24 protein-coding genes and 2 pseudogenes are annotated in these 23,886 nt (G+C 36.0%); 4 read left to right on the top strand and 22 right to left on the bottom strand.

What is annotated here, in order from left to right:
• Positions 1–13 precede the first annotated feature (13 nt).
• The 6 genes from NSQ92_RS04840 to NSQ92_RS04815 form a co-directional block, all read right to left on the bottom strand.
• The gene (locus tag NSQ92_RS04840) at positions 14–649 is read right to left on the bottom strand and encodes a ketohydroxyglutarate aldolase (RefSeq protein ID WP_095321755.1); all 636 of its coding nucleotides are present in this window, start codon (positions 647–649) and stop codon (positions 14–16) included.
• A complete protein-coding gene (gene dapA, locus NSQ92_RS04835; RefSeq protein WP_341152428.1) occupies positions 636–1,562 on the bottom strand; it encodes a 4-hydroxy-tetrahydrodipicolinate synthase in 927 nt (308 codons plus the stop codon). Before dapA ends, NSQ92_RS04840 begins: the two co-directional genes overlap by 14 nt.
• A gap of 77 nt (positions 1,563–1,639) precedes the next feature.
• Entirely contained in the window at positions 1,640–2,227 is a 588-nt protein-coding gene (locus NSQ92_RS04830) for an SIS domain-containing protein (RefSeq protein ID WP_047941466.1), read from the bottom strand.
• Positions 2,228–2,279: 52 nt separating this feature from the next.
• Entirely contained in the window at positions 2,280–3,542 is a 1,263-nt protein-coding gene (locus NSQ92_RS04825) for a PTS ascorbate transporter subunit IIC (RefSeq protein WP_235844517.1), read from the bottom strand.
• Positions 3,543–3,562: 20 nt separating this feature from the next.
• The gene (locus NSQ92_RS04820; RefSeq protein WP_047941465.1) at positions 3,563–3,850 is read right to left on the bottom strand and encodes a PTS sugar transporter subunit IIB; all 288 of its coding nucleotides are present in this window, start codon (positions 3,848–3,850) and stop codon (positions 3,563–3,565) included.
• 15 nt (positions 3,851–3,865) lie between these two features.
• Positions 3,866–4,315, bottom strand: coding sequence for a PTS sugar transporter subunit IIA (locus NSQ92_RS04815; RefSeq protein WP_235850318.1), 450 nt, complete (start codon positions 4,313–4,315; stop codon positions 3,866–3,868).
• A 323-nt stretch (positions 4,316–4,638) separates the two neighbouring features.
• Between NSQ92_RS04815 and NSQ92_RS04810 the strand changes: the two genes are divergently transcribed.
• Positions 4,639–4,872: a DUF1858 domain-containing protein gene (locus NSQ92_RS04810; RefSeq protein ID WP_047941463.1), complete on the top strand. Its 234-nt coding sequence runs from the start codon at positions 4,639–4,641 to the stop codon at positions 4,870–4,872.
• Between the two features lie 8 nt (positions 4,873–4,880).
• Positions 4,881–6,128, top strand: a complete 1,248-nt coding sequence (locus NSQ92_RS04805; protein ID WP_341152427.1) for a DUF438 domain-containing protein — start codon at positions 4,881–4,883, stop codon at positions 6,126–6,128.
• A gap of 116 nt (positions 6,129–6,244) precedes the next feature.
• Here NSQ92_RS04805 and NSQ92_RS04800 read toward each other — a convergent pair whose 3' ends face one another.
• The 7 genes and pseudogenes from NSQ92_RS04800 to NSQ92_RS04770 all read right to left on the bottom strand — a co-directional run bounded on the left by NSQ92_RS04800 (position 6,245) and on the right by NSQ92_RS04770 (position 11,175).
• Positions 6,245–7,135, bottom strand: coding sequence for a fructose bisphosphate aldolase (locus NSQ92_RS04800; protein WP_341152426.1), 891 nt, complete (start codon positions 7,133–7,135; stop codon positions 6,245–6,247).
• Positions 7,136–7,239: 104 nt separating this feature from the next.
• Positions 7,240–7,491, bottom strand: a complete 252-nt coding sequence (locus tag NSQ92_RS04795; protein WP_047941460.1) for a type B 50S ribosomal protein L31 — start codon at positions 7,489–7,491, stop codon at positions 7,240–7,242.
• 26 nt (positions 7,492–7,517) lie between these two features.
• Positions 7,518–7,793: pseudogene (rpsN, locus tag NSQ92_RS04790) on the bottom strand (30S ribosomal protein S14).
• A gap of 129 nt (positions 7,794–7,922) precedes the next feature.
• Positions 7,923–9,119, bottom strand: a complete 1,197-nt coding sequence (locus tag NSQ92_RS04785) for a GTP-binding protein (RefSeq protein ID WP_341152425.1) — start codon at positions 9,117–9,119, stop codon at positions 7,923–7,925.
• 149 nt (positions 9,120–9,268) lie between these two features.
• Entirely contained in the window at positions 9,269–10,264 is a 996-nt protein-coding gene (locus NSQ92_RS04780; protein ID WP_341152424.1) for a DUF4236 domain-containing protein, read from the bottom strand.
• A complete protein-coding gene (locus NSQ92_RS04775) occupies positions 10,242–10,370 on the bottom strand; it encodes a DUF4236 domain-containing protein (protein WP_341152423.1) in 129 nt (42 codons plus the stop codon). The genes NSQ92_RS04780 and NSQ92_RS04775 overlap by 23 nt, the downstream gene beginning before the upstream one ends.
• Before the next feature lie 178 nt (positions 10,371–10,548).
• Positions 10,549–11,175 carry a metal-dependent hydrolase gene (locus NSQ92_RS04770; protein ID WP_047941456.1) on the bottom strand — a complete coding sequence of 209 codons (627 nt, stop codon included), beginning with the start codon at positions 11,173–11,175 and terminating at the stop codon, positions 10,549–10,551.
• 466 nt (positions 11,176–11,641) lie between these two features.
• On the opposite strand from NSQ92_RS04770, the gene NSQ92_RS04765 reads away from it, so the two are divergent.
• Positions 11,642–12,019, top strand: a complete 378-nt coding sequence (locus NSQ92_RS04765; RefSeq protein WP_172865105.1) for an SLAP domain-containing protein — start codon at positions 11,642–11,644, stop codon at positions 12,017–12,019.
• 324 nt (positions 12,020–12,343) lie between these two features.
• On the opposite strand, the gene NSQ92_RS04760 is transcribed toward NSQ92_RS04765, so the two are convergent.
• The 7 genes from NSQ92_RS04760 to nirB form a co-directional block, all read right to left on the bottom strand.
• The gene (locus NSQ92_RS04760) at positions 12,344–12,484 is read right to left on the bottom strand and encodes a hypothetical protein (RefSeq protein ID WP_341152906.1); all 141 of its coding nucleotides are present in this window, start codon (positions 12,482–12,484) and stop codon (positions 12,344–12,346) included.
• Positions 12,485–12,507: 23 nt separating this feature from the next.
• Positions 12,508–13,626, bottom strand: coding sequence for an erythromycin esterase family protein (locus NSQ92_RS04755; RefSeq protein WP_341152422.1), 1,119 nt, complete (start codon positions 13,624–13,626; stop codon positions 12,508–12,510).
• A gap of 161 nt (positions 13,627–13,787) precedes the next feature.
• On the bottom strand, positions 13,788–14,588 hold the full coding sequence (locus NSQ92_RS04750; protein ID WP_095257831.1) for a formate/nitrite transporter family protein: 801 nt from the start codon (positions 14,586–14,588) through the stop codon (positions 13,788–13,790).
• Positions 14,589–14,613: 25 nt separating this feature from the next.
• Positions 14,614–15,354 carry a sirohydrochlorin chelatase gene (locus NSQ92_RS04745; protein ID WP_341152421.1) on the bottom strand — a complete coding sequence of 247 codons (741 nt, stop codon included), beginning with the start codon at positions 15,352–15,354 and terminating at the stop codon, positions 14,614–14,616.
• The gene (gene cobA / locus NSQ92_RS04740) at positions 15,336–16,772 is read right to left on the bottom strand and encodes a uroporphyrinogen-III C-methyltransferase (protein WP_341152420.1); all 1,437 of its coding nucleotides are present in this window, start codon (positions 16,770–16,772) and stop codon (positions 15,336–15,338) included. Before cobA ends, NSQ92_RS04745 begins: the two co-directional genes overlap by 19 nt.
• A gap of 3 nt (positions 16,773–16,775) precedes the next feature.
• Entirely contained in the window at positions 16,776–17,093 is a 318-nt protein-coding gene (gene nirD, locus NSQ92_RS04735; RefSeq protein ID WP_047941450.1) for a nitrite reductase small subunit NirD, read from the bottom strand.
• 31 nt (positions 17,094–17,124) lie between these two features.
• Entirely contained in the window at positions 17,125–19,530 is a 2,406-nt protein-coding gene (nirB, locus tag NSQ92_RS04730) for a nitrite reductase large subunit NirB (protein ID WP_144581093.1), read from the bottom strand.
• A gap of 641 nt (positions 19,531–20,171) precedes the next feature.
• Between nirB and NSQ92_RS04725 the strand changes: the two genes are divergently transcribed.
• The gene (locus NSQ92_RS04725; protein WP_341152419.1) at positions 20,172–21,239 is read left to right on the top strand and encodes a saccharopine dehydrogenase NADP-binding domain-containing protein; all 1,068 of its coding nucleotides are present in this window, start codon (positions 20,172–20,174) and stop codon (positions 21,237–21,239) included.
• Positions 21,240–21,701: 462 nt separating this feature from the next.
• On the opposite strand, the gene NSQ92_RS04720 is transcribed toward NSQ92_RS04725, so the two are convergent.
• Together NSQ92_RS04720 and NSQ92_RS26795 are read right to left on the bottom strand one after the other, a co-directional pair.
• Complete coding sequence (locus NSQ92_RS04720) at positions 21,702–23,141, bottom strand: glycoside hydrolase family 1 protein (protein ID WP_341152418.1); 1,440 nt, start codon at positions 23,139–23,141, stop codon at positions 21,702–21,704.
• A gap of 504 nt (positions 23,142–23,645) precedes the next feature.
• Positions 23,646–23,747, bottom strand: a pseudogene (locus NSQ92_RS26795) (HTH-like domain-containing protein); the annotation flags it as partial.
• Positions 23,748–23,886 lie beyond the last annotated feature (139 nt).

The raw sequence follows: 23,886 nt of genomic DNA, 5'->3' as shown, positions 1-23,886 counted from the left end.
TATTCTCTATGTTTCACTTCTTGTTTCGATATTCTCTTAATTTTTCTACAAGTTCTCTAGCATTTTGTTCAATTTGTGATGATGTTCCTTTTGTTAACAAACTACCGATTCCTACACAGTCAATTCCATTTTCAAACCAATCTATGATATTATCTATCGTTACACCTCCAGAAGCCATTATAGGCATATATGGAATCGGTGTTTTGAAAACTGTTCCAAGCTGGGATCCGTAATAATTAGAAATCGGGAATGCTTTAATCATGGAAGCACCTGATTCCATCGCATCCACCATCTCCGAAATGGTTGTACAGCCTGGAGCATAAGGTATTTGGTATCGATTGCATATTTTACTAACTTCTTCTTTGTAATTTGGTGCAATGATAAATTTCGCTCCAGCTAATATCGCTAATCTTGCTGTTTCTGTATCTAAGACTGTACCAGCCCCTACTAGTAAACGAGCACCATATTTCTCATTTAACCCCTTTATAATTTCCCCCGCATTTGGTAATGTGTAGCTAATTTCTAATACATCTACTCCTCCAGCTAAGCATCCATCTGCAATTTCATAGGCACGTTCTAATGTTTCTACCCTTACAATTGCCATAATTGCTGTATTTTCGATTCTATTAAGAATGTTATTTTTGTACATGAATAGCAGCCCCTTCATACGATAATTGATGATATTTTTGTAGATATGCTGCTATTACCGAGTTAATTTCTTCGATTACTTCACTTTTTGGTTCTAAGACTGGATACCTAGCTGGCCCAACTGGAATCTGCGCAAGCTCCATTGCCTTTTTTAAGATAGAAGGGGTGGAACCAAGTTTTAATACTTGACGCAGCTCCTCTAAACTTTGCTGTGCTTCTTCTGCTTCCTGTCTTTCGCCCTTTTGCCAATGCTTATAAATAGAGACATCTATATATGTTAATAGGTTCGCAGTTGCGGCAATTGCTCCTGTCGCTCCTTCATCTAAAGCTTTTAAAATTAAAGAATCAGACCCAGATAAAACAGAAAAGGCCTCTTCTTTTGTCACGCTAATATAGTTTTTAATATTTTCAATGTCCCCGCTGCTATCTTTAATTCCTACTATATTATCCACCTTAGCCAGTCGTGCTACTAATGGCGGGCTTAAGTGAATACCAGTATTTTTCGGAATATTATAGAGTAATATTGGAGTACTTACCGATTCAGCAATTTTTTTATAATGATGATATAATTCATCTTCTGTTAACGACAGAAAATATGGCGTAATGACAGAAAGTGCATCTGCTCCCAGCTTCTCCATTTCTTTTGATAGAGAAATGACTTCTGATGTGCTATTCCCTCCAGTTCCTACAAAAATAGGAACGCGTTTATTTGTTTCATTAATGACAAGTGAGGCAAATTCGACTTTTTCCTCTCTTGATAAAACATGAAATTCTCCATTCGTACCTAAAATAAATAATCCAGCCACCTTTGAAAGGATTAAGCGATTTACTAGATTACGTGTTGCTTGTATATCTATCTTTTGCTCCTGATCAAAAGGGGTAACCATTGCCGTAATGATTCCACTAGGCCTCATTATCTTCACCTCTGTTAAACTATTTATTTTGCTGGCTATAGAAAGTTTCTTCCTCTATAGCCTTTTAAAATTTCCTATTATTTAATGGACTGTCCAAGGGTTCCACCAGGATGCCACTTTACATACGTTTGTGCATCCAAGCCTATCTCATTTTGAAGTAATACTGATAAGGTTTGCAGTACAAGCAGTTCAGCAACAACAGAAGCTCTAGGAGGCTTATTAAGACCATCCCCCTCCTTTGATACACCTGCAAAAATTGCAAAGTCGCTTTGCCGAGCAATCGAGGACTGCAGATTCCCTGTAATGGAAATGATAATTGCCCCATTTTCTCTTAAAGTGTGAATCGTCTTTTTTAATTCCTCTGTCTCTCCACTATTGGAAATGGCAATTACGACATCTCCTTCCACTACTTGACCTGACGAGCCATGAATTGCTTCTGTTCCATCTAAAAAGTAGGCTGGAGTTCCGGTAGAGGATAATAAAGATGCACTATAACGTGCAACATAGCTAGGTTTTCCAATACCCGTGAGATGTAATCGTTTTCCTTTTTTCCCAGCATTAATAATACAGGACTTTGCTTCTTCTAGATTAGCTATGGAAATATGGTTGATTAATTGATTCATCTCTTCTTGTATCGATTCTAAATAGTTCTTCGCCTCACTCATTTCTTCTTTTCCTTTCCTCTTGATTTCTTTTTCCCCATAACTTAACTAAAATTTAGTGGAAAAAGCTTAAGAATTTATTGAGAAGCATACCAGTAATATTGTAGTCAATATTTGGAAAAGTTGACCCTTCAATATTCATACCAGCAAACACTGGATAGAGAACTGTTGGTAAGAGGGCTAGTAATAATCCAACCACAAATGATCCTGCAACTGCTCCTCTCCAGCCCCCTGTTGAGTTACCAAAAACCGCAGCCGTTCCTCCTGAGAAGAAAGCAATATGAGCAGCAGGTATAATAACAACTGGGAAATCAAAAAACACCATAATAAATACTGCCAAAAGTCCAGCTACATACGCAGACAGGAAACCTACAATTACCGCTGTTGGCGCAAATGGGAAGACAGTGGGAACATCTAGAGCCGGACGCGAATTTGGGATAAATTTCTCCGAGATAGACACAAAAGCTGCTGTAATTTCGGCCAAAAACATACGTACACCTGTCATTAAAATCGACATCCCTGCTGTGAACATAAATGCTTGGATTAAGGGGAAGACTAGCCAGTGGGTTGTACCAGCTAATTCTTGTGTAACATCTTTTCCCGCCTTTAGAGCAGAGACATAGAAAAGAATCAACATGATAACAGCCATTCCCATCAGAAAATCTCTAAAAAAAGATAACCAAGCAGGAAATTTAATTGATTCCGTGCTTTTCTCTTGATGCTTGCTGAATAACATTCCAATACTGCCTGATAAAGCATAGCCTAACATATTAAAATGCCCTATAGCAGTAGCATTGCTGCCTGTAATTTTCCGCATAAAGGGCTGACATAATTGCGGTAAAGCAGCTGAACAAAATCCTAAAATAACCCCGCCAACAAGGATTGAAATAGTATTTGAATACCCATAAGATTTAATAATGAGCGACAGTACACATGCAAAGAATAAACTATGCCCTCCTGTAAAAAAAATATTCTTCATAGGAGTTATTCTTGCAAAAACTAGATTCATTACAAACCCTAAAATCAATGTGCAGGATACAACAAACCCATACTCCGATTGTGCAAGGGCTGTTGCGGCTTCTGGAGATGCGACAACTCCAGTTAAATCAAAGCCATCTTGGAATAAGACATTAAAGTTTTTCAATGCAGCTGTCATCGTACTAGCACCTATTCCAAAGATCAAAAACCCAATCAGTGTTTTAAAGGTGCCAGTCATTACTTCTGTCATTGCCTTTTTTTGTGCCAGCAATCCAATCAATGCAACTAACGCTAGAATGATTGCAGGATTACTAAATAAACTAATTATGAATTGCATCATTTACTAACAGCTCCTTCTATTCAAATTTCCGTTTGCTGTAAAAATGCATTTAATTTTTCAAGAATTTCTTTTTTATCCACAATATTTGCAATACCAATAATATGCTGCTTTATTCCTTTATTACTCAATTCCTGTGCAACGTCGACAAGCGTGATTAATAATTCGCCATCAAACCCAGGCACTCCATCCAATGAGGAATGTTCGACTTGGATAGGCAGTTTATTTTCTTTCACAACCTCATTTACCTTTATCTTTAGCATCAAACTTGAACCAACACCTGCTCGACACGCTACTAATGCTTTATACATAGAAATCTCTCCCTTTTAAATTTTACTAATATATGAAAATATCTCTTTCGGACTACTGCTTGTATCTAACAGCTTAAAAAACTCCTCATTTTCCAAGAGCTTTACCAATTCTGCCAATGCTTCCAAATGACTATTACTATCTGTAGCACTTAAGCAGAATAAGTACTTAACAGGGTCATTTGCTTCATTTCCAAACCTAACAGGATATTCTAAAGTAGTAATCCCAATTGCTGTTTCCTTTGCCCCAAATTCTGCAGGAGCATGTGGTAAAGCTACATGCTTAGTAATGACAATATATGGTCCTATTGTTTTAGCAATTTCGATTATTTTATTGACATATTCTTTTGTTATTTTGTTTTTCATTACGAGAGGTAGTGTACCTTTTCTAATTGCTTCCTCCCAATTATCCACCCTCACATTTAATTGGATAAATTCTTCCTCTAAGATATTGCTTAACAATATCACTACCTCCTTTAAAGCCGTTTCCTTTTTTTCATTTCAGCCTTATTGTATTAACTCTCTTTTAAGCTATACATCCTCCATGTCTTTATTTTTTAAAGTGATCACCTTTAATTAAATTGTAGTTTGTAGCGCTTACTTCTTCAACGTTCATTGAGTTCTTATTTTGTTGGGAGCCTAAACAAATCATGAACCTAAATAAAATAGCTCCTGTAAAAGTGCTATTGTTTATCCATTATTTTTAAAGTGTGATTTCCATCACATTTTTGTTTTGATTATTTTGTTATACTTCCATTGAGAATTATTATCAGCAAAAGAGGTGTTATCGATTGGCTAAACTATTAGATTTAAATCTAACCATCTTAGAACTAACCACTACTTATCCAGAATTAGTCAGCGTTTTAAAAGACCTAGGCTTTGAAAAGATTACAGACCCTCGCATAATACAAACTGCCGGACGAATAATGACGATTCCAAAGGGATGCCGCATAAGAAAAATATCAATGGAAACAGTAAAGCAAACTTGTATAGATCATGGATTTACAATTATAGAAGAAGGATGAGACAACATATGAGTGAATTAATAAACAATCGAGCAGAATTAAAAAAAGAAGCTTCTGAGCGCCAGCAGCTTTTAAAAGAAATTATTAAAGATTTACATGCTGGCAGGTCCGTGGAAGAAGTTAAAGCTCAATTCGAAAAAGCAGTTGGTAATATATCGGTATCGGAAATATCACAGCTTGAACAAGCATTAATGGAAGAGGAAGGTATCCCAGTTGAAGAGGTACAACGATTATGTTCTGTGCACACAGCAGTATTCAAAGGGTCCATTGATGATATTCATGCCTCCACTTCCCAAAAAGCTGAAGAAGAAGCTGGACATCCAATCCATACTTTTAAACTGGAAAATAAGGAAATTGATTTGTTGGTGAATTTCAAGCTTCAGCTTCATTATGAACGATTTGAAAAAGAAGATTCTCCAGACAATATCCAAAAACTTTCAGAAGACATACAATTATTAGTAGAAATCGATAAACACTGTAGCCGCAAGGAAAATTTACTATTCCCCTTTCTTGAAAAATACGGTATATATGGACCAACCCAGGTAATGTGGGGAGTAGATGATCGAATTCGTGCAGCTATCAAATTAGCCAAGCAACAATTGGAAGACTATCATGGGGAAAAACAAGACATTCTGAATAATATTTACTTTATCATTCAAGAAGCTACTGAAATGATTTTTAAAGAAGAGAATATTCTCTTTCCAATGGCCCTAAGCACATTAACCGAAGATGAATGGATAAAAATTGCAGCGGAAAGCGAAGAAATTGGCTATTGTTTGATTAAACCGGTCGAAAAGTGGATTCCAAAGCGAGTTTCTATGCAAGAGACATCTGCTTTAGATAAGATTGAAAGTGGATTGATTCAATTTGAAACTGGAATTTTATCTGTCAAACAGCTAGAGCTGATGCTGAATCATTTGCCAGTGGATATCACCTTTATTGATAAAGACGATGTTGTACGTTACTTTTCCCATGGAAAAGAAAGAATTTTTGCCCGAACAAAAGCTGTCATTGGACGCACTGTCCAAAACTGTCATCCACCAAAAAGCGTGCATATAGTAGAAAAGTTATTAAATGACTTTAAATCAGGAAAAAAAGATAGTGAAGACTTTTGGATTAAATTCAAAGATAAATATGTATATATACGGTACTTTGCTGTAAGAAATGAACAAAGCGAATATATGGGAACACTGGAGTTCACGCAGAATATACATCCTATCCAAGCGATAGACGGAGAAAAAAGAATTCTTGATTGATCGTATAAAGGCTCTGATAAACTGTTTCAGAGCCTTTCCATTTAAAATTTCTTTTTCTCATCTTCTAAATATATAGTTTTTCTTATTCAAACGGAATTACAATTAAAAATGTCCCCTTATTCCTTGACGGTGGAAGCTTCGTAAATAGAGGTTACGGCTTCTTTTAAGCTTTGATTGAATTCTTCCTCTGATTGATTAACGTTTAATTCTTCGCTTAGAGCTCTCGAGAAACTTGCAATTATATTGTCATTTTCTTTTAATTTTTGATTTGCTTCTTCTCTGCTATATCCTCCGGAAAGGGCAACTACTCGAACCACTCGTGGATGGGTGGTTAATTCTTTATAAGTATTCGCAATAGCAGGAATCGATAGCTTTAACATGACATTTTCATTTTCGTTTAGGTCATTAAGATGCTTTAACAATTCTTCTTTCAAAATAGCCTCAGACTGTTCTCTATCCTGGCTATAAATATCTACTTCCGGTTCGATAATTGGTACTAATCCTGCTGCTATTATTTGTTTTCCTATTTCAAACTGTTGTTCCACAACTTCTTTAATTCCATCTCGATTAGCTTCCTTAATAACAGAACGCATTTTTGTGCCAAAAATATTACGTTCATTGGCACGTCGCAAAATTTCATCCAAGTCTGGGATTGGCTTCATTAGCTGAACTCCATTTGCTTGATCTGCTAATCCTTTATCAATTTTTAAAAAGGGAAGGATGTCTTTTTTCTGTGCTAAATAATCCGCCGTATACATACCTTCAATCTTGCTATCCATCGTTTGTTCAAATAAGATTGCTCCAAGAATATATTCAGAATTAAATGCTGGGGAAGTAATAATCCTTGTCCGCATTTTGTGTACTAGATTGAACATTTCCTCATCATTCGTATAAGCACTTTCTAGCACTCCGTAATGAAGCAGCGCTTTTGGCGTACTGCCACCACTTTGGTCTAATGCAGCAATGAACCCTTTTTTCGTTTTCATTCTCTCTAATTGGCTGTTCATATTTTTATCCTCCTTTTCATTTGCACGTTCTACTTAAATTATTCACATTCGCAAGGGAGTTAAAACATTTCATTAGAAAAGAAAACGGAAATCACACTCATTTATTATGATTTTTTTTGTTTATATTTTTCATAAAAGCGTTCCACTCTACCACCACGATCGGAGAATTTTTGACGTCCAGTATAAAAGGGATGTGTATCAGAACTGATTTCTACTTTTAGAAGCGGGTAGGTTTTTCCATCTTTCCAAACAATTTCTTCTTTTGATTGTTTAGTGGATCCAGATAAAAATTGGAATCCGCTATTAACATCCATAAAAACAACTTCTTGATAATTTGGATGTATTCCTTTTTTCATACTAATCATTCCTCCAATTTTTCTTATTACCAGCTAGATTTTTTCACACCAGGTATTTGTCCTTTATGCGCATACTCTCTAAATGCAATCCTAGACATTTTGAATTTTCTTAAATAACCTCTCGGCCTTCCTGTAGCTTCACATCTATTTTTTAACCTAGTAGGTGAGGAATCTCAATCTCTCGGCAGTTTTCTTAATGCTTCAAAATCGCCCCTCTCCTTCAACTCTCTGCGAATTTCAGCGTATTTCTCCACTATTTCTCTTCTTTTTCTTTCTTTTACTACCTTTGATTTTTTTGCCAAGCTGTTTTTCCTCCTTTACCACAAATCGTCACCATTACGATTTACCTAATCAAAATTTATTTACTTTATACTTTTCTTATATATTAAAACGAAATGATTACGATTTGCAAGTTTTCTGCTTCTGCGAAATCATATTGCTGATAACTGCCAATAAAATGGATCTCTCAACTGCTGCCACTCTCCAAGAAACTCTTCTTCTGTTAATAAACATTCATCCAGTTCCTTTTTTATAAGCTCTACATTTAAATCCATTCCGATTAATACAAGTTTTGTATGTCTGTCTCCAAATTGAGGGTCCCAATTTCCGCGCAAACTAGGATTGACCTGCAAAATTTCCTCTTGCCTAACTTCTGGAAGTGCTGCAACCCAGTAAGAAATTGGCTCAATACTTACAGAAGGACCTGCCTGCGATAATAATAATGCTAAGTCATTCCTCGTCGCACACCATGCTATCCCTTTCGCCCGTACAATAGAGAGTGGCATAGAGTGGCACCAATCATTGAAACGTTCTGAATGAAATGGCTTTTTACTAGAATAAACAAACGAGCTAATTCCATATTCCTCTGTTTCTGGAGTATGCATGCTCGGACCCAAATTTAACTCTCTGAGCCAGCCTGCCGATTCACTAGCCCTGTCAAAGTCAAATAGATTCGTATCTAGTATTTCGTGCGGATCTATCTCGCTGTTCACTGTCCGAATAATTCTAGCAACTGGCTGCAACGTTCTAATTACCTTCTCTAATTTGTCCAAATCCTCCGCTTTTACTAAATCACATTTATTCAAGATGAGAACATCGCAAAATTCAATTTGGTCGATTAATAAATCAGCGACATTTCTGTCATCCTCTTCTCCCACTGCCTCTTTTCGATCAAGCAGTGAGTCTCCTGACTCATAATCATGCCAAAAGCGATTTGCATCTACGACCGTTACCATTGTATCCAGCTTGCAAAACTTTGTTAGGTCAATCCCCATCTCTTCGTCAATATAAGAAAAAGTCTGAGCAACCGGGATAGGCTCACTAATACCCGAGGATTCAATTAAAATATAATCAATATCCCCTTCTGTCGCCAGCCTTTCCACTTCAACAAGCAAATCTTCACGCAATGTACAGCAAATGCAGCCATTAGACATTTCTACAAGCTTCTCCTCTGTTCGGGAAAATCCACCTACCGTTTGCACTAATTCACTATCAATATTCACTTCACTCATGTCATTTACAATTACTGCAACCTTCAATCCATCTCGATTATGTAAAATATGATTCAGCAAAGTCGTCTTCCCTGCCCCTAAATAACCACTTAGCACCGTAATTGGTATTTTTTTCATTTTACCACTCCTCCACTTTATATAAATCGTAATCATTACGATTTATATAATAAACTCATTAATAAAAAAAAGCAAGGGTATCAAGGAAACGTTCTTCTGAGTCCCTTGCATTAAAAAAGCCCTCATTAGAATCGTCTCCTCTGATTCTCTTATTTTATCGCTAATCGAGTGACTGGTTCAAAGCCTTTAGTCTTTTTGAAATTCATTTTGTGTTCGAAAGTTTCTAAAGCGTCGGAGCAGTCGATATTAGCAAAATTTAATCTATTTAGTTTGCCTCTTTCTAATTTGACAGATAGAATGGTGATTTTCTCTATATATCCGGTTGCGGTATTTAAACGATTATCGACTGCATGGATATAGACCGTATGTAAGGGTAATAAAGCAAACATATCACGGGCAATTCGGATTACACAGCTGCATACGTAATCTTGTTGAATATCAAAGTATCTGCCCTTCGGCATTTGTTTTTTAGAAAGTTTCCCTGTTTTCGTTAAAGATAATTGTTCTTTCGGAACAACATCCTCTGTATTTACTTCAAATTCAATTTCCATTACTTTCGGGTCCTCGCAGCCAAATTCAAACCCGCTTCCAAATTCCGTTAAGTCGTCTAATGGAGCAAATTCTTCGATAACTTGAAAATATGTATCTATATCCCCTTCTAACACCTTTGTAGCAACCTGTACGTCTCGCTCCCAGGCAAGATATTCTTGTTTATCCTGTTCGCTTGCTGCTATCACTTCTTCTCGCAGCTTCTGTTCCGCAGCTTCTCGATTGAAAAGTTTAGAAAAAAGACTTGGTTTATAATTTTGCAGCTTCTGTAATGCCGCTTTTTCCTTTTCCCCCATTTCTCCACTTAGAAGTTGATAAGGTGCTTCTGAACCTCTTACTTTAATCCAATTAACAGGGTCATCTGCTTCTATATGAATGCTATGGATACGTTCAATTGTATTTTCATATGCCTCCACCGCAAGCCTTGCCTGCTCTAATTCATTTAGCTTTGCTATCTCTCGTTGTCTTCTATTTATATCAGTTTGTCTTTGATAGGCAGGCGATTTTCTACTTCTGCTTCCCGATCCTGACGTACTATAAGATAATCCTGTTCCTGGAATACTTGCTGTCACTCTACTGCCTGTCCGTGAGTTCACTGTATCTTAACCCTTTTACACCAGCGCTTATGCCCACACTTTTTTTGCCCACATTTACACGAACACCAGGAGCTATTTTAAAACTCTTGCGAAAACCGTATCCCATACTTAACGCCCCCTCTTTTTCCATATTATAACATAATCACATGTAAACTTCGATTATAACTGATTAGACAATGTTAATGATTTATGCTTCCAATAGAAAGAATCCTCCTCACGCCTGAATGGGGGATTCTTCCTATCTAACTTCTAGTTATGTATAAAGATAGATAACTATCAACTAATTAAAATTCCTTTGATGATAAAGGTAAGAACAGTTTAACACCGCGCTTATTAACTGGCAGTATTTTTAAATCAGCTAGTAGATGACTTATGTATCCGCCTATACAAGTGTAAAACAATCCATTAATATCGAGTGATGTCTCTAAATCAGCTGCAATAATTCCAAAAAAGATCACCCCTAAGATGGAGTGTGTATAACTTCGATGGGAAGTAAAGGATGCAATCATGATATAAATTCCCAGCAGAATAATCCAGCGCTCTTCTAGAGATATTCCTCCCATCAGAACAGCGATACCAGTGATAGTAAGCATATGTTTTTGTTTAATCAAAGATGCAATAAATAAAATCAGTATACCGATTCCAACACCCATCCACCTCTCTAAAGCCGTTCTATCAAAGAAGCTATATAGAATCATCATTATTCCGATGACTTGGGCAGATAGTTGAATCATTTGATGGGGCAAAGTAATTTTCCCTCTAAGTTTCCCATCAATATCAAGATCGGGAATTAATCCAGACACTGCTCCTAAAGAAACAAACAAGAGTGTCTCTGATGGTGTGGATTGCACCGTATTAGCAACAATAAATCCAGTCGCTGATCCAATTACAGCATGTGATGTTCCATTCAAGTTGATTACCCCTCTAACATTTAATAGTTTTGCAACATTACTATTCTACACCAAAACATTTGTTCTGTTTAGAATTAATTTCGTTTACAAAAAATAGATAATGACTATTAAACTAAAAACTAGTTAATGGTAAAATAATGGTAACGCAGAAAATTAAAGTAGGTGTATGAGAATAATGTTTTTCAGAAAAATGTCTAACAGTGAAGCGGCTAATTGGCGAAAAGGAGCAATAGCCGGGTTCTACATCTATTTATTATTGTTATTTATCAACTGTACCAGCTCCCTGTTTTTCAAGAAGGAGCCTTTTAGCACAACCGCCATTTTTTGGTCAGGATTGCTAGTTGCTTTCGGTTTAGATTTCATCTTAAATTTACTGACTAAGAAAAACAAATAGTGCATAAGTCAGCATTAATAGATTCTTTCATTCACTTATGTTACACTCACTTCAAAAGGTGGTTTTGTGCATATGCAGCAATTACAATTTGAAGCTTCCTGGGATAAACAATTAGCACCTCAGGATCGAATAAATATAGAAAAAATCTTCCGAGAAACTAAGGATTTAACAAGTTTAAACATCCTTTTCTCCCCTATCCGAGAAGCATTTAATCACAAAGAAGCATTGCTTGTTTCTGTATTGGTTCATAATTTCGCAGATAGTCCACTGGTATTCCATGATACTAAATTGGCTTATTCTATTAACGGAGATATCATTGCTGAAAGGACTTTCACCCTTCCAAATTTTGTTATTCCAGCCCATACAAGTATGCCTTGGACGTTTATTTTCCCCAAAGGTTCTTATCAAATGAGCTCTTCTTTTAAGAATGGAACAATAAAGTTCAGCTAGGTGCTAAACTATAATCATTCATACGAAATGGAGGTTAACACTAAATCGTTAGCCTCCATTTTTGCTACTTTATCCCCTATAAGCAGATTAATCGTTTCAATGCTTTAAAGACGCTAATCCCAATCTATGTCATAGTGCGCTGTAATTCCATCTATCTTGTTGCGATACTTTAAAGTGGCTAGGCAAGTATCAGTCTGCCAGCCTCGAAACATGGGCAAACGATTGTCTGTGATTAAACTAACAGCACTTTTTCTAATGAAAAATAGCCAAAAGCTTCTATTCCAGCTTTTTTTGGCTACTTAAAATTATTTAGACTTTTTTCGTTTACCCATGGTTACTTGTTTCAGCATTGATCGCAATCGGTGTAACTGCTGTCGACTGATCAACGAAAATAAACCCATCATAACGTTCAGAAACTTTCGTCGGGACATAATTTCCATACTGTTCATATGCTGCATCATAAATAACTCCGATTGCGCGATGACCGATTATTTGGTTAAAAAACGGCGGTTATCTTCCGTAAAGATGAATGTTTGATTAAAAGCGCCAACCCGATGAAGCTGCTCTTCCCAGCTGTTCTTTTGGGCTTCGGGTATATTCATTATTTTATAAGGATCTCCCCATTTCTCCGCTGCAATGACAGTCCCTTTATATGTACCAAAACCAATAGCATATACATTTTGCGACCCAAACTTTTCCCTTGTTATTTGTCCAACATTTACTATGCCTTCTTGCTCCATACTAGTTGCTCTCGCATCACCAATATGCGTATTATGTTCCCAAACAATTCCCTTCGCTTCCTCCCCATAAAAATGACGGATGATTTCTAAAGCTTCCACCATATGATGATCACGAATATTCCAAGATTCTGTATCATCTGTAAGCATTGTTTTATAATAGGATTCTGCATTTTTCGATACGATTCCGTTCATTTGCAAATTAAGGTAGTTTTCCCTATTCTCCTCCAAATACTGCTTTCTTTTTGACATAATGGAATGTAAAAGCTCTAGTACTTCCTCCCGACAGCTTTCCCCTAAAAATGCTGCAGACATGCCATATTGCTCTGGCCGCTTATTATATGGTTGAAAACAAGTAATTGCCTGCATTGCCTTTTCAAGATCTGGAGAATTTATTTTTTGCAAATAGGCAATAATCGCTTCCATCGATTCCCATAAGCTATAAACATCAATCCCATAAAAACCAACCTTTTCTTCTTCCTGCTTCGATTGGTTATGTTCTTTCAGCCACTCAATAAGCGGAATAATTTCTTCATTTGCCCACATCCACGTCGGCCATCGCTGGAATTGTGAGAGCACCTCCCTGGCATCGGTATAATTAGATCTTCCCTTGATGTATCGGTTCACCTCATAGCAGGAAGGCCAATCTCCTTCCACAGCAATAAAGGAAAAACCATACTCACTAATCAACTTCTTGCTTATCTCTGCTCGAATCGTATAAAATTCTGCCGTACCATGGGTGGCTTCTCCTAATAATGCATATTTTGCCTTACTTGCTTTTTTGATTAAGTGCCGCAAATCTTCTATATTCTTAAATGGTTGACTATATTGTTGAATAGGCTGAAGTATTTCATTTATTTTTGTAACCACTTTTTTGCACATCCTTTAAAATACGATTTTTCCCACCTTTTATTTTGTTCCGAAAATAATACGTTATACACATTTAAACTTATGCCGAAAAAATATAAAAAGCTATCTCTTTTTCCAACGAGATAGCCAATTTGTGATATCATACACATAAATAAGTAAATTTAAGCCTCTTTTTTAAAAGATTTAACCACTGCTTTTGTCTTCTCTGATATATGATACCAATAAGCAGCTCCTACAAAAACAGCTCCACCGATAATATTCCCAATTGTAACTGGCAGTAAATTAGCAATTAGTCCGCCGATAGATACGGTTTCAGGATGAGGAATGATGAGTGCAATTGACAACAAGGTCATATTGGCGACACTATGTTCAAAGCCTGATGTAATAAAAGCAAACAGACACCAAAAGATCATAATTAATTTCGCTGTTTCATCCTTTAATTTTACGGAACACCAAACTGCTAAACAAACGAGAATATTACAGAGAATCCCTCGAATCAATAATTCCATAAAAGGAGCATTCATTTTTGCTGCCGCTCCGTTTGTTATAAATTCTGCTACCCCTCCAGTTGCCAAACCAGAATAACTAAATAATAATGCAACGATAATAGAGCCGATAAAGTTGCCAATATAGCTGTATCCCCACACTTTTCCGGTATCCTTCCATGTGACTTTATTCTCCAGCATGCCTATTGTCATTACCATATTATTACCGGTAAATAAGTCAGCCCCTGCCATAATAACTAAACTCAATGCAATCCCAAAGGAGACTCCCATGACAATTTTGGTACCTGCAAATCCGGTCGCACCAAGTAAGCCGCCAATTGTAAAAATAAGAATAATTCCTAATCCAACAAAAAAACCAGCAAGCATTGAACCAACTAAATACTTCTTTTTACTTGTATTTAAAGCATTGCTTTTCATTAATGCCGTATTACTAAATGCAGTAATAACCTCTTTCATAACGACACTCCTCTACCTTTTTGTTTTATATTGTAAGGCTCATGAATTGCTCTTCCATTCTTTCCAGCAAAACTTCCTTCATCAAATGGTCGTATTTTAAAGGCTGACAAACAATCACTTCTTTGTCGCTGTTTTCTATCTTGCTTTCGATTCTTTTTAATAACCTTCCTGTAAAAAGTAAATAAGGGACAATATAAATCTTGTTATATGCTAATTGAAGCTTTTGTAGTTCCTCATCAAAGTCTGGCTTCCCTGCTGTTAAAAATGCAGGATATACAGAGCAAGCTAATTGTTTTTGTATATGCTCACTTATTTTCTTCAGCTTCCCAATTGGTTCGGGATCACTGCTGCCCCTCCCGACTAATAGAATTACTCCATCATGATCCCATCCTTTTTCATAGATTCTTTTCCTAACTAAGTTCATCATTTTGGGATGGACATCAAATGGTTTAGAAACAGAAAATCGTACTTCTGGAAACCTTTCTTTCACTGCCAGTAATTCTTCTGGTATATCTCTTTTAAAATGAGCTGCTGAAAATAATAGAACAGGTACGACGAGAATATCCCTTGCTCCAGCCCGGATTACTTTTTCCATCGTTTCATCAATAGATGGTGACGCTAATTCTAAGAAAGCAATTTCTTGAACAGGAATATTTATTTCTTTTTTTGCTTCTTCGATAAATGCGATGAATTGTTTATTACCTTCAATTATACGGCTGCCATGGCCAATATACACAACTGCATCCATCAGCTTCCACACTTCCATTTCTGATTATCTAATACTTGCTGTACCTGTTCATCTATATGATTAAATCCCTGCTTAACAGCATACTCCTGCACCGATTGGCCGATTGCCGCGAATGACAATTCCATCGGATTCTGCGTGCTAAATTTACGCCATTCTTGTAAAAATAAATCAATAGACCGTTTATTTGGAAAAATAACCGTTTCCCATTGGTTTTCTGTCAACAAGCGTTCATTTACTTCTTGAAAACGTTCATCTATTTCAATAGTATGGCTAGGTAGTGCTAGTAAATTATCGGAGAAGGCTTGTTTCTCGATTGCTTGTTCATTTCCTATTAAAATAGCACTTCTTTTGTCATACGATGCCTTTAGACTGTGTATGCCTCTTTTTTCTAATTCCTTGCGTGTTTTATCAGACAGATGTTCTATTTGTCGAGGAAGATCCCTCACATCATAATTTGCTTTAAACAGCTGGGTAAACACAAGTTCTACTCCTTCTACGGAAGCAAAAATCAGTCTTTCCGCATTTACTATCAATTGCAGCTCCTCCGCTGTATAGGAATGAGGGTTAGATTTTATGGTAGGGAAGGCATAAGCTTCTGCACCATTTTTAGAAAAATATCTTTCTAGCAAACTTTCTTCTGATGAGCTTTTTGCAATCAATAGCTTCTTTTGATAAAAGCATTTTTTCTCGAACCATGCAATAGACGATCTTAACTGGACAACATCACCAATTATTGTTAATGCTGGGTTTCCAAGCTTTGCTTCCTTTACCTTTTCTACTATTGTTTCTAAGGTTCCTTCGACTACTCGTTGTTTTCCCAGAGTGGCCCACTCAATAACTGCTGCTTTTGTGTCACTAGCCTTGCCTTGAGCTATTAAGCTTTCACAAATTCCCGGTAAGCCTTTCACCCCCATATAATAAGCAAGTGTATCTCCTATCGCTTCTTGCTTAGGCTTATGATGAATGGCAGCTTCATTTTTCTTACAAGCATGGCCTGTTCGTATCGTAAAGCTAGTACTATAATCTCGGTGTGTTACCGGAATACCGGCATAAGCACTTGCTGCAATGCTTGCCGTCACACCAGGTACTATGTCAAAAGGAATATCATATGCTGCTATTGCTTCTGCTTCTTCCCCGACTCTTCCAAAAACAGAAGGATCTCCTCCTTTTAACCGCACAACATACTTTCCTTTTAAAGCTTCTGCTACTAATGTTTCGTTAATCTTTTCTTGTCTCATAATGTGATTATTTGGCAATTTTCCACAATAGATAAACACACAATCTTTGCTTGTAAAACGTAATAAGCGTGGATTGGCAAGTCGATCATACAAGACAATATCTGCTTTTTTTAAACATTCTATCCCCTTAGTTGTAATTAAACCAATATCCCCAGGCCCTGCTCCAACAAATGCTACATACCCCTTGTTCGTATTCATCTCTTACACCATTATATAAATATAATCATCTTTTATTTGTGTTTCATAAACCTCTACACAGCCATCATCTGGTTTTTGAACTTCTCCTGTGACTAAAGAAATTTTCCAATCATGCAATGGACAGAAAACAAATTCACCTGATACAATTCCTTCTGCCAATGGACCATTTTGATGGGGACAGTTATTCGCAATAGCTCTAACCTCTCCATTAGATAGATGAAATAAAGCAATTGATTTTCCTTTTAAATGAACCTCTTTACCAATTTGTTTAGGTAAATCAGCTAGTTTCATAATCTTATTCCATTCTAAAGTTGCCGTCATCATGTATTCCTCCATTTTTGTTCTATAGCTATTAGCCTTTTATCACTTCATACATTTCTCTCTTCGTTTGGTCGTTTAAGACAGAAGACCAAGCTTCTTCGTATGTTGTTTTTGCACGCTCAAATCTGCTTACAAACTGTTTCATATTTCTAGCATTTAATAGTGTTTCTTTCACTGTTTTAATCCCCATACGTTCCACCCATGGAGCCGTTCTTTCTCCATAATTCGCATTTTCACGATAATATTGAACAAATGCCTTGGCCATTGTAATTACTTCTTCTTCTGTTTGAACTGTTGTTAAGCTATCGCATTCACGTACTTCTGTTCCGCCATTTCCGCCAATATATAATTGATAGCCATTTTCTACACAAATAACACCAAAGTCTTTTGTCAATACTTCTGCACAGTTTCTTGGACAGCCTGTTACTCCCATTTTCATTTTATGCGGAGTGTCGACCATTTCTAGTTCTTGTTCTAACTTAATGCCAAGTCCCAATGAATCTTGGGTGCCGAAGCGGCAAAATCTTGACCCAACACATGATTTTACGTTACGAAGCGATTTAGAATAAGCATAACCAGAACGCATTCCTAGCTCTTCCCAAACATGTGGGACATCTTCTTTCTTCACGCCATATAATCCAATCCGGCTTGCCCCGGTAATTTTCACTAATGGCACATTGTATTTTTTCGCTACCTCTCCGATTTTCACTAAATCCTCTGCAGTAGTTGTTCCGCCATACATACGAGGAATAATCGAGAAAGTACCATCTTTTTGAATATTCCCTTCCATTTTCTCATTAACAAATCTTGATGCCTTATCGTCCTCATACTCTTCTGGGAACAGCATACGCATATAATAGTTTAACGCTGGGCGGCATTTTGAACAGCCTTCTTCACTTGCAAAACCAAGCACCATTCTAACTTCTTTTGGAGATTTAAGCTGCATTTCTTTTATTTGCGCTACTACTTCATCACGAGTAAGTGTTGTACAGCCGCACATCCCAGTTTTTTGAATGGATGCATCAAAGCTGTCACCAAGTGTTTGCGCTAAAATCCCTTCAACTAGTGGTTTACATTTACCACAAGATGCTCCTGCCTTTGTACATCCTTTCACTTCTTCAAAAGTAGTTAATCCTTGCTCTAGGATAGAATGAACGATAGTACCTTTTGTTACCCCATTACAGCCGCATACAGTGTCATCTGCACTCATGCTTGCTGCTAAATCTTCTTCTGCGTCCTCTCCGCTCTTGCTCAATACAGAGGAACTTGTATACTCACTAATATCTGCTTGTTTCTTCAACATATTAAATAGCCGAGTTCCATCGGAAGCATCTCCGTATAAGACAATTCCAACAATTTTGTTATCTGTTACTAAAATCTTTTTGTAGACTTTTGCAAAATGGTCATGAACAATAATCGCTTCCGTATTTTCATCCTCATGGATTTTCCCTCCTGAGAATAAATCACATCCTGCTACTTTCAATTGAGTAGAAAGAATTGATCCTTGATATCCTTTTCCTTCTTTGCCTGTTATATAATCGGCAAGAGCCATTCCTTGTTCATATAGAGGAGCAACTAATCCATAGGCAATTCCATTATGCTCTGCACATTCCCCAACTGCAAAGACGGATGGGTCAGATGTAACCATATGATCATTAACAATGATCGCGCGATTCACTTCTAACCCTGCCTCACGGGCAATTGCTACATTTGGTCTAATACCAACAGCCATTACGACAAGATCACAATCAACCGTTGTTCCATCTGTAAATTTCAATCCTTGAACTCGTTTATCTCCATATATCTCTGCCGTCTGTTTTTCCATTAAGAACTTCATACCTTGTGCTTCTAAATCTTTTCTAAGAAGATTTGCTGCTGCTGCATCTAACTGCTGCTCCATTAAAGTTGGCAATAAGTGAACAACATGAACTTCCATTCCACGATCTATTAATCCTCTTGCGGCTTCTAATCCTAGTAATCCTCCGCCGATAACAACCGCTTTTTTATAAGTCTTTGCAGTTTCCATCATTTTTTCTGTATCGTCAATGGTTCTGAATCCAATTACACCTTCTAAATCACTTCCAGGGATCGGTAAAATAAAGGCACTAGATCCTGTTGCAAGGATAAGTTCATCATATTCTATCGTTTTTCCTTTATCCGTAAGAACCGCTTTCTCTTCGCGAACAATCTTTATTGCTTTTTCGCCTGTTAAAAGATGAATATGATTCTCTTGATACCACTTCCAGTCATTAATATGAATATCATTTACAGTTGTTTTCCCTTGCAAAACATTTGAAAGCATAATCCGATTATAGTTTGGATAAGGCTCATCCCCAATAATCGTTATGTCAAAAAGGTCAGCATTTCTCTTCAATATTTCTTCAATCGTCCGAACTCCTGCCATTCCATTTCCAATCATCACTAATCTCTTTTTCATTTTCGTCCCTCCAAGACTTATCTAGTAAGGTAATTATTTTGTGAAATAAATCACATGGAAATCCATAATAAACAATCCGTTCATAAATTTCATAAGTCCTCTTATCACTATGCTAATGAGAATAGTCATATCCCCAAATTATCCTTCTTGACGATACACTCTATTGGAGTAAGGATTTTTTCATCATAGTGTTCAAAAGAAATAATTGAAATACATCTTTTGCAGTTTCATTATATATTCTTTTTAAGGTAAAAATGGAGTGGATTTTTGACGATTCCATGAACAACTTTTGTCATTTTTATGTCTAGCAGAAAATATAAAAAGATAATTAGACTAAAAGAAAAGCAGGCTGTTTTCGCATAGATTATTCTCACATGAAAATATGGAGATATGTATATAAAGATTTCAGTGTATATATCCATATTTCTACTGTTTTCACTGGAAAATATTATGATAAAATTAATCTAAAAATATAAGAATGTATAAGTTTCCCTTGTCTTCTTCATATTTCATATATTAACTACTTTCGTATTTATAAACGTAAAGATTTTTTAATTTAACGAAGAGCTTTAAAACAGTCTATTTAGCTATAACAGAAATAAGCTAAGGTCGTCTTAGTTTTATAGAGAGAAGGTATAAAAGTGGAAAAAGTTATAGTTGTTGGAGCTGCTGGAGTATTAGGCAAATTAATCTGTACTGAATTACTGAGAATATTTAATAATTCAATAAAGTTAGTAGTGACAGATTATAAAATTAAAAGAGGGGAAAATTTAGCAAACTCATTAAACAGTGGAGTAGAATTCCAATATTTAGATGTTGATAATGAAGAAAATATAAAAAAAGTAATTCGTAATGTGGATATTGTAATTGTTGGATTAAAACAGAAAACACCATCTATTCAAAAAACTTGTATAGAAAATAAAATATTGTGTATTGATGTCACCCCATTTTATGACTTTGTAGAGACAGTGCAGGAACTAAATCAACGTGCTGAAAAGAATAATACAGCTTCTGTTGTCATGTCCGGTTTTTTCCCTGGTTTATCTGGCTTGATCACACAAAAAGCTATTGCAGAGTTTCAGGAAATAACAGAAATAAATGTAGCATTATTACAAAATGCCAATGCCCAAGCAGGAGTTACTGGAATTTTTGATATGTTAAGTATAATTGCACAGCCAGTTAAATTTCAAAATAATGTCCTTTCGGGATTTACCAAAAAAAGAAAGATGCATTTTCAAAATCATGCAAAAGAAAAGGTGGTAAGACTTATAGAACATTCAGAGAAAAAGATTATAAAAGAGAAATTGACAGTTGCACCAATATATTATTGGACTTCTTGGAACGTCATTCCTTTTAATAAATTAGTCTCGTTACTTAGAAAGATTGGTCTTTTAAATATACTTCAAAATCTTAATAAGAAATTGGTTTCTAAAGTAGTAAAACACAACCCTAATAAGAATGAAAATGCTTTTCTTACCGTTGAAGTAAAAGGGAATATCGATAATAAAAAAATGATAAGAACAATTTCCTTATCTACTTTTTCAGATTATCATACAACAGCAATAGTTACAGCTTCATTGGCCAAGATCGCTCTAAAAACAGATATAAAAGGTGTGGTTTATCCTTTTGAAATTACAAATTTGGATGAACTATTATCTATGGCCAATTGCTCTAGTATTATAGTAGAAGATGTCAAAAAACAACAATGATATTAAATTTACGTTATCATCCTCAGAAACGTTGTTATTGATCTCTTTTACTATCTCAAACCTAGGAAAATGAAAGTAGACAACCTAATAGGTTCTGATTAGTTCTGTATTCGAAAAAAAGGTTTATATGGACGTTGGTAACAATATGCAGAAAATGGGTACGGTAACAAAAACAAGTTATAAGAAATATTAGAAGTGGAACAACAAGAAGAGCCATTATCCACATATCGCATACAGTTGAGTGTAGCTAATAAAGATACACATCTGCCAGTGATTTATTCCAAGTTCTATTCACATACGGGTCGATTCCATTCTCTTGAAGTTTCTGGAGATGTTTCTAACATTCTTAGGGGAGTAATTAAACTGTAAGAGCTGTATTTTTTTAAACGCTTCCGAACAACAGCAATCTATACGAAAAGAAAAGAAGGGCGAACCTGCAAATATATGCAGGTCTGCACCTTCCTAGCGATTCTCACCATTTGATTCAATTACTTCTTTATACCAATAAAAGCTCTTCTTCTTGATTCGACGAAGGTCATGTGTTCCCTCTTCATGCTGATTGATATAGACAAAACCATATCGTTTTTGGAAGCCATTCAGCCAGCTTAACAGATCTGTAAATGACCATACACAATATCCTAGCAGATCTACACCATCCGTAATAGCTTCTTGCATCGCATTTATATGTGCTCGGATAAAATCAATACGGTAATCATCATTGATGATATCGCCTTCTTCTAGTTTATCAAAAGCACCTAAGCCATTTTCACTAATAAGAATAGGAAGCTGATAACGATTGGTAATCCTGCGAAGAGCAATCCGCAATCCTTGTGGATCAATATTCCAATCCCAATCCGTTCTTTCCAAGTTTGGATTTTCGACTGTTTTAAACACTCCAGGAATTCCTGAATCCTGCGAAGTTCCTTTTTTACCAGAAGTGTTCATTTCAGCACTGCCTACTCCGCCTTCTAAAGGATTTTTCTCAAATGTCGTTGTTTGATAATAGTTAAGTCCCATGAAATCAGGAGTGCCTTCTCGTAATAATTCAAAATCTCCCTCTTCTATCTCTGGAGCCAATCCGTTTGCTTCTAAATAATTCCATGCAGCTTCTGGATATCTGCCCCAAGCATACATATCCATCCACCAATGACTATTTAATTCTTCCGCATTCTCTGCTGCAATAATATCTTCTGGCTTTGAAGTTAAAGCATATGCAGGAGAATAAGCAAAGCTAGGTCCAATTTTCCCACTTGGGACATATTGGCGGAAAGCCTTGATAACACTAGCGTTCGCTAAATTCGCATGATGGTTCACTTGATAGAATCGTTTTTCATCTGTTACTCCAGGTGGATGCACAGCCATTCGATAGCCTAAACCAGTGAAAATATTTTGTTCATTTAAACTTACCCAATATTTCACTCGATCTCCAAATTGCTTAAATAATTCAATACTATAATTCGTAAAATCCTCAATAATTTGACGCGATTCCCAACCACCATATTCATCTTGCAATGCTTGTGGAAGATCCCAATGATAAAGAGTTAGCACTGGCTCAATTTTGTATTTAATTAATTCATCAATTAAATCATTATAAAAGTCAATTCCCGCTTGATTTACCTCTCCTTTTCCATTCGGAAAAATCCGCGTCCAAGCAACAGAAAATCGATATGCCTTCATTCCCATTTCAGCCATTAACTGTACATCTTCTTTATAACGATGATAATGATCTACCGCTATATCTCCATTTGTACCTTTAAATGTTTTTCCTGGTATTCTAACAAACGTATCCCAAATGGATACTCCCTTGCCATCCTCATTCCATGCACCCTCTACTTGATAAGCTGCCGATGCAGCACCCCAAAGGAAGTTACTAGGGAACGCTTTCAAAGATTGGTGAATCATTTGGCTACACTCCTTATTCGATAGACTTAACATTAATTATTTAACTATACACATTCCACTATCAAAGATATAGTTGATTATAAAATAAGTATATACATATAATCATATTTTGGCAACTTTTGTATATTAAATAATTATGACAGTTCAAGGGTAATAGACTTTCAAATGAATGACAGCAAAAAGCCCTTCACTAGAAAGCCTAAAAACTCTGAAAGCCATTAATTCTATTATCCATTTATGAGACTGAGCCTTATTTAAGATAAAATGACGGCAACTTTATTTTCATATGTCACCTAGTTTCTATGATTTTATAATAACTTCTTTTTGCAAGCCAACACAAATAGTACTTTACTACTTCTATTTATTTTTTTATAAGTATATTGTTCCTCAAGTAACCTCATTTCAATAATTGCTTAATAACTTGTGCAACTCGATGCGGTATGGATTGAATTTTATCTTTAAGTACTTAATTTCTAACATATTATTTCCAAAAATATTAATTATTTAGGAATAACATACCCAGGCAATTACAATTTCTTTTACATTTATTTTATTTTGAGAGATTATATCTGCATATTTTATTCCAAATAAGTGGATATTTGCTACAGAGTCTCCATATGTACTTTATCATATATGTCTGTAGTCATAACAATCCCACTCTTCACATTTTGTATGTAATTAAAGATTTTCCTAGTAAAAATTGGAAGTTTTAAAATACGTATTTATGGTGATTATATAGCTTAGA

The sequence above is a fragment of the Niallia sp. FSL M8-0099 genome, assembly GCF_038006945.1.
GTDB classification, from domain to species: Bacteria; Bacillota; Bacilli; order Bacillales; family Cytobacillaceae; genus Niallia; species Niallia circulans.
Note: the sequence above shows the minus strand (reverse complement) of the source record. Positions and strands in the feature narration are given on the sequence as shown.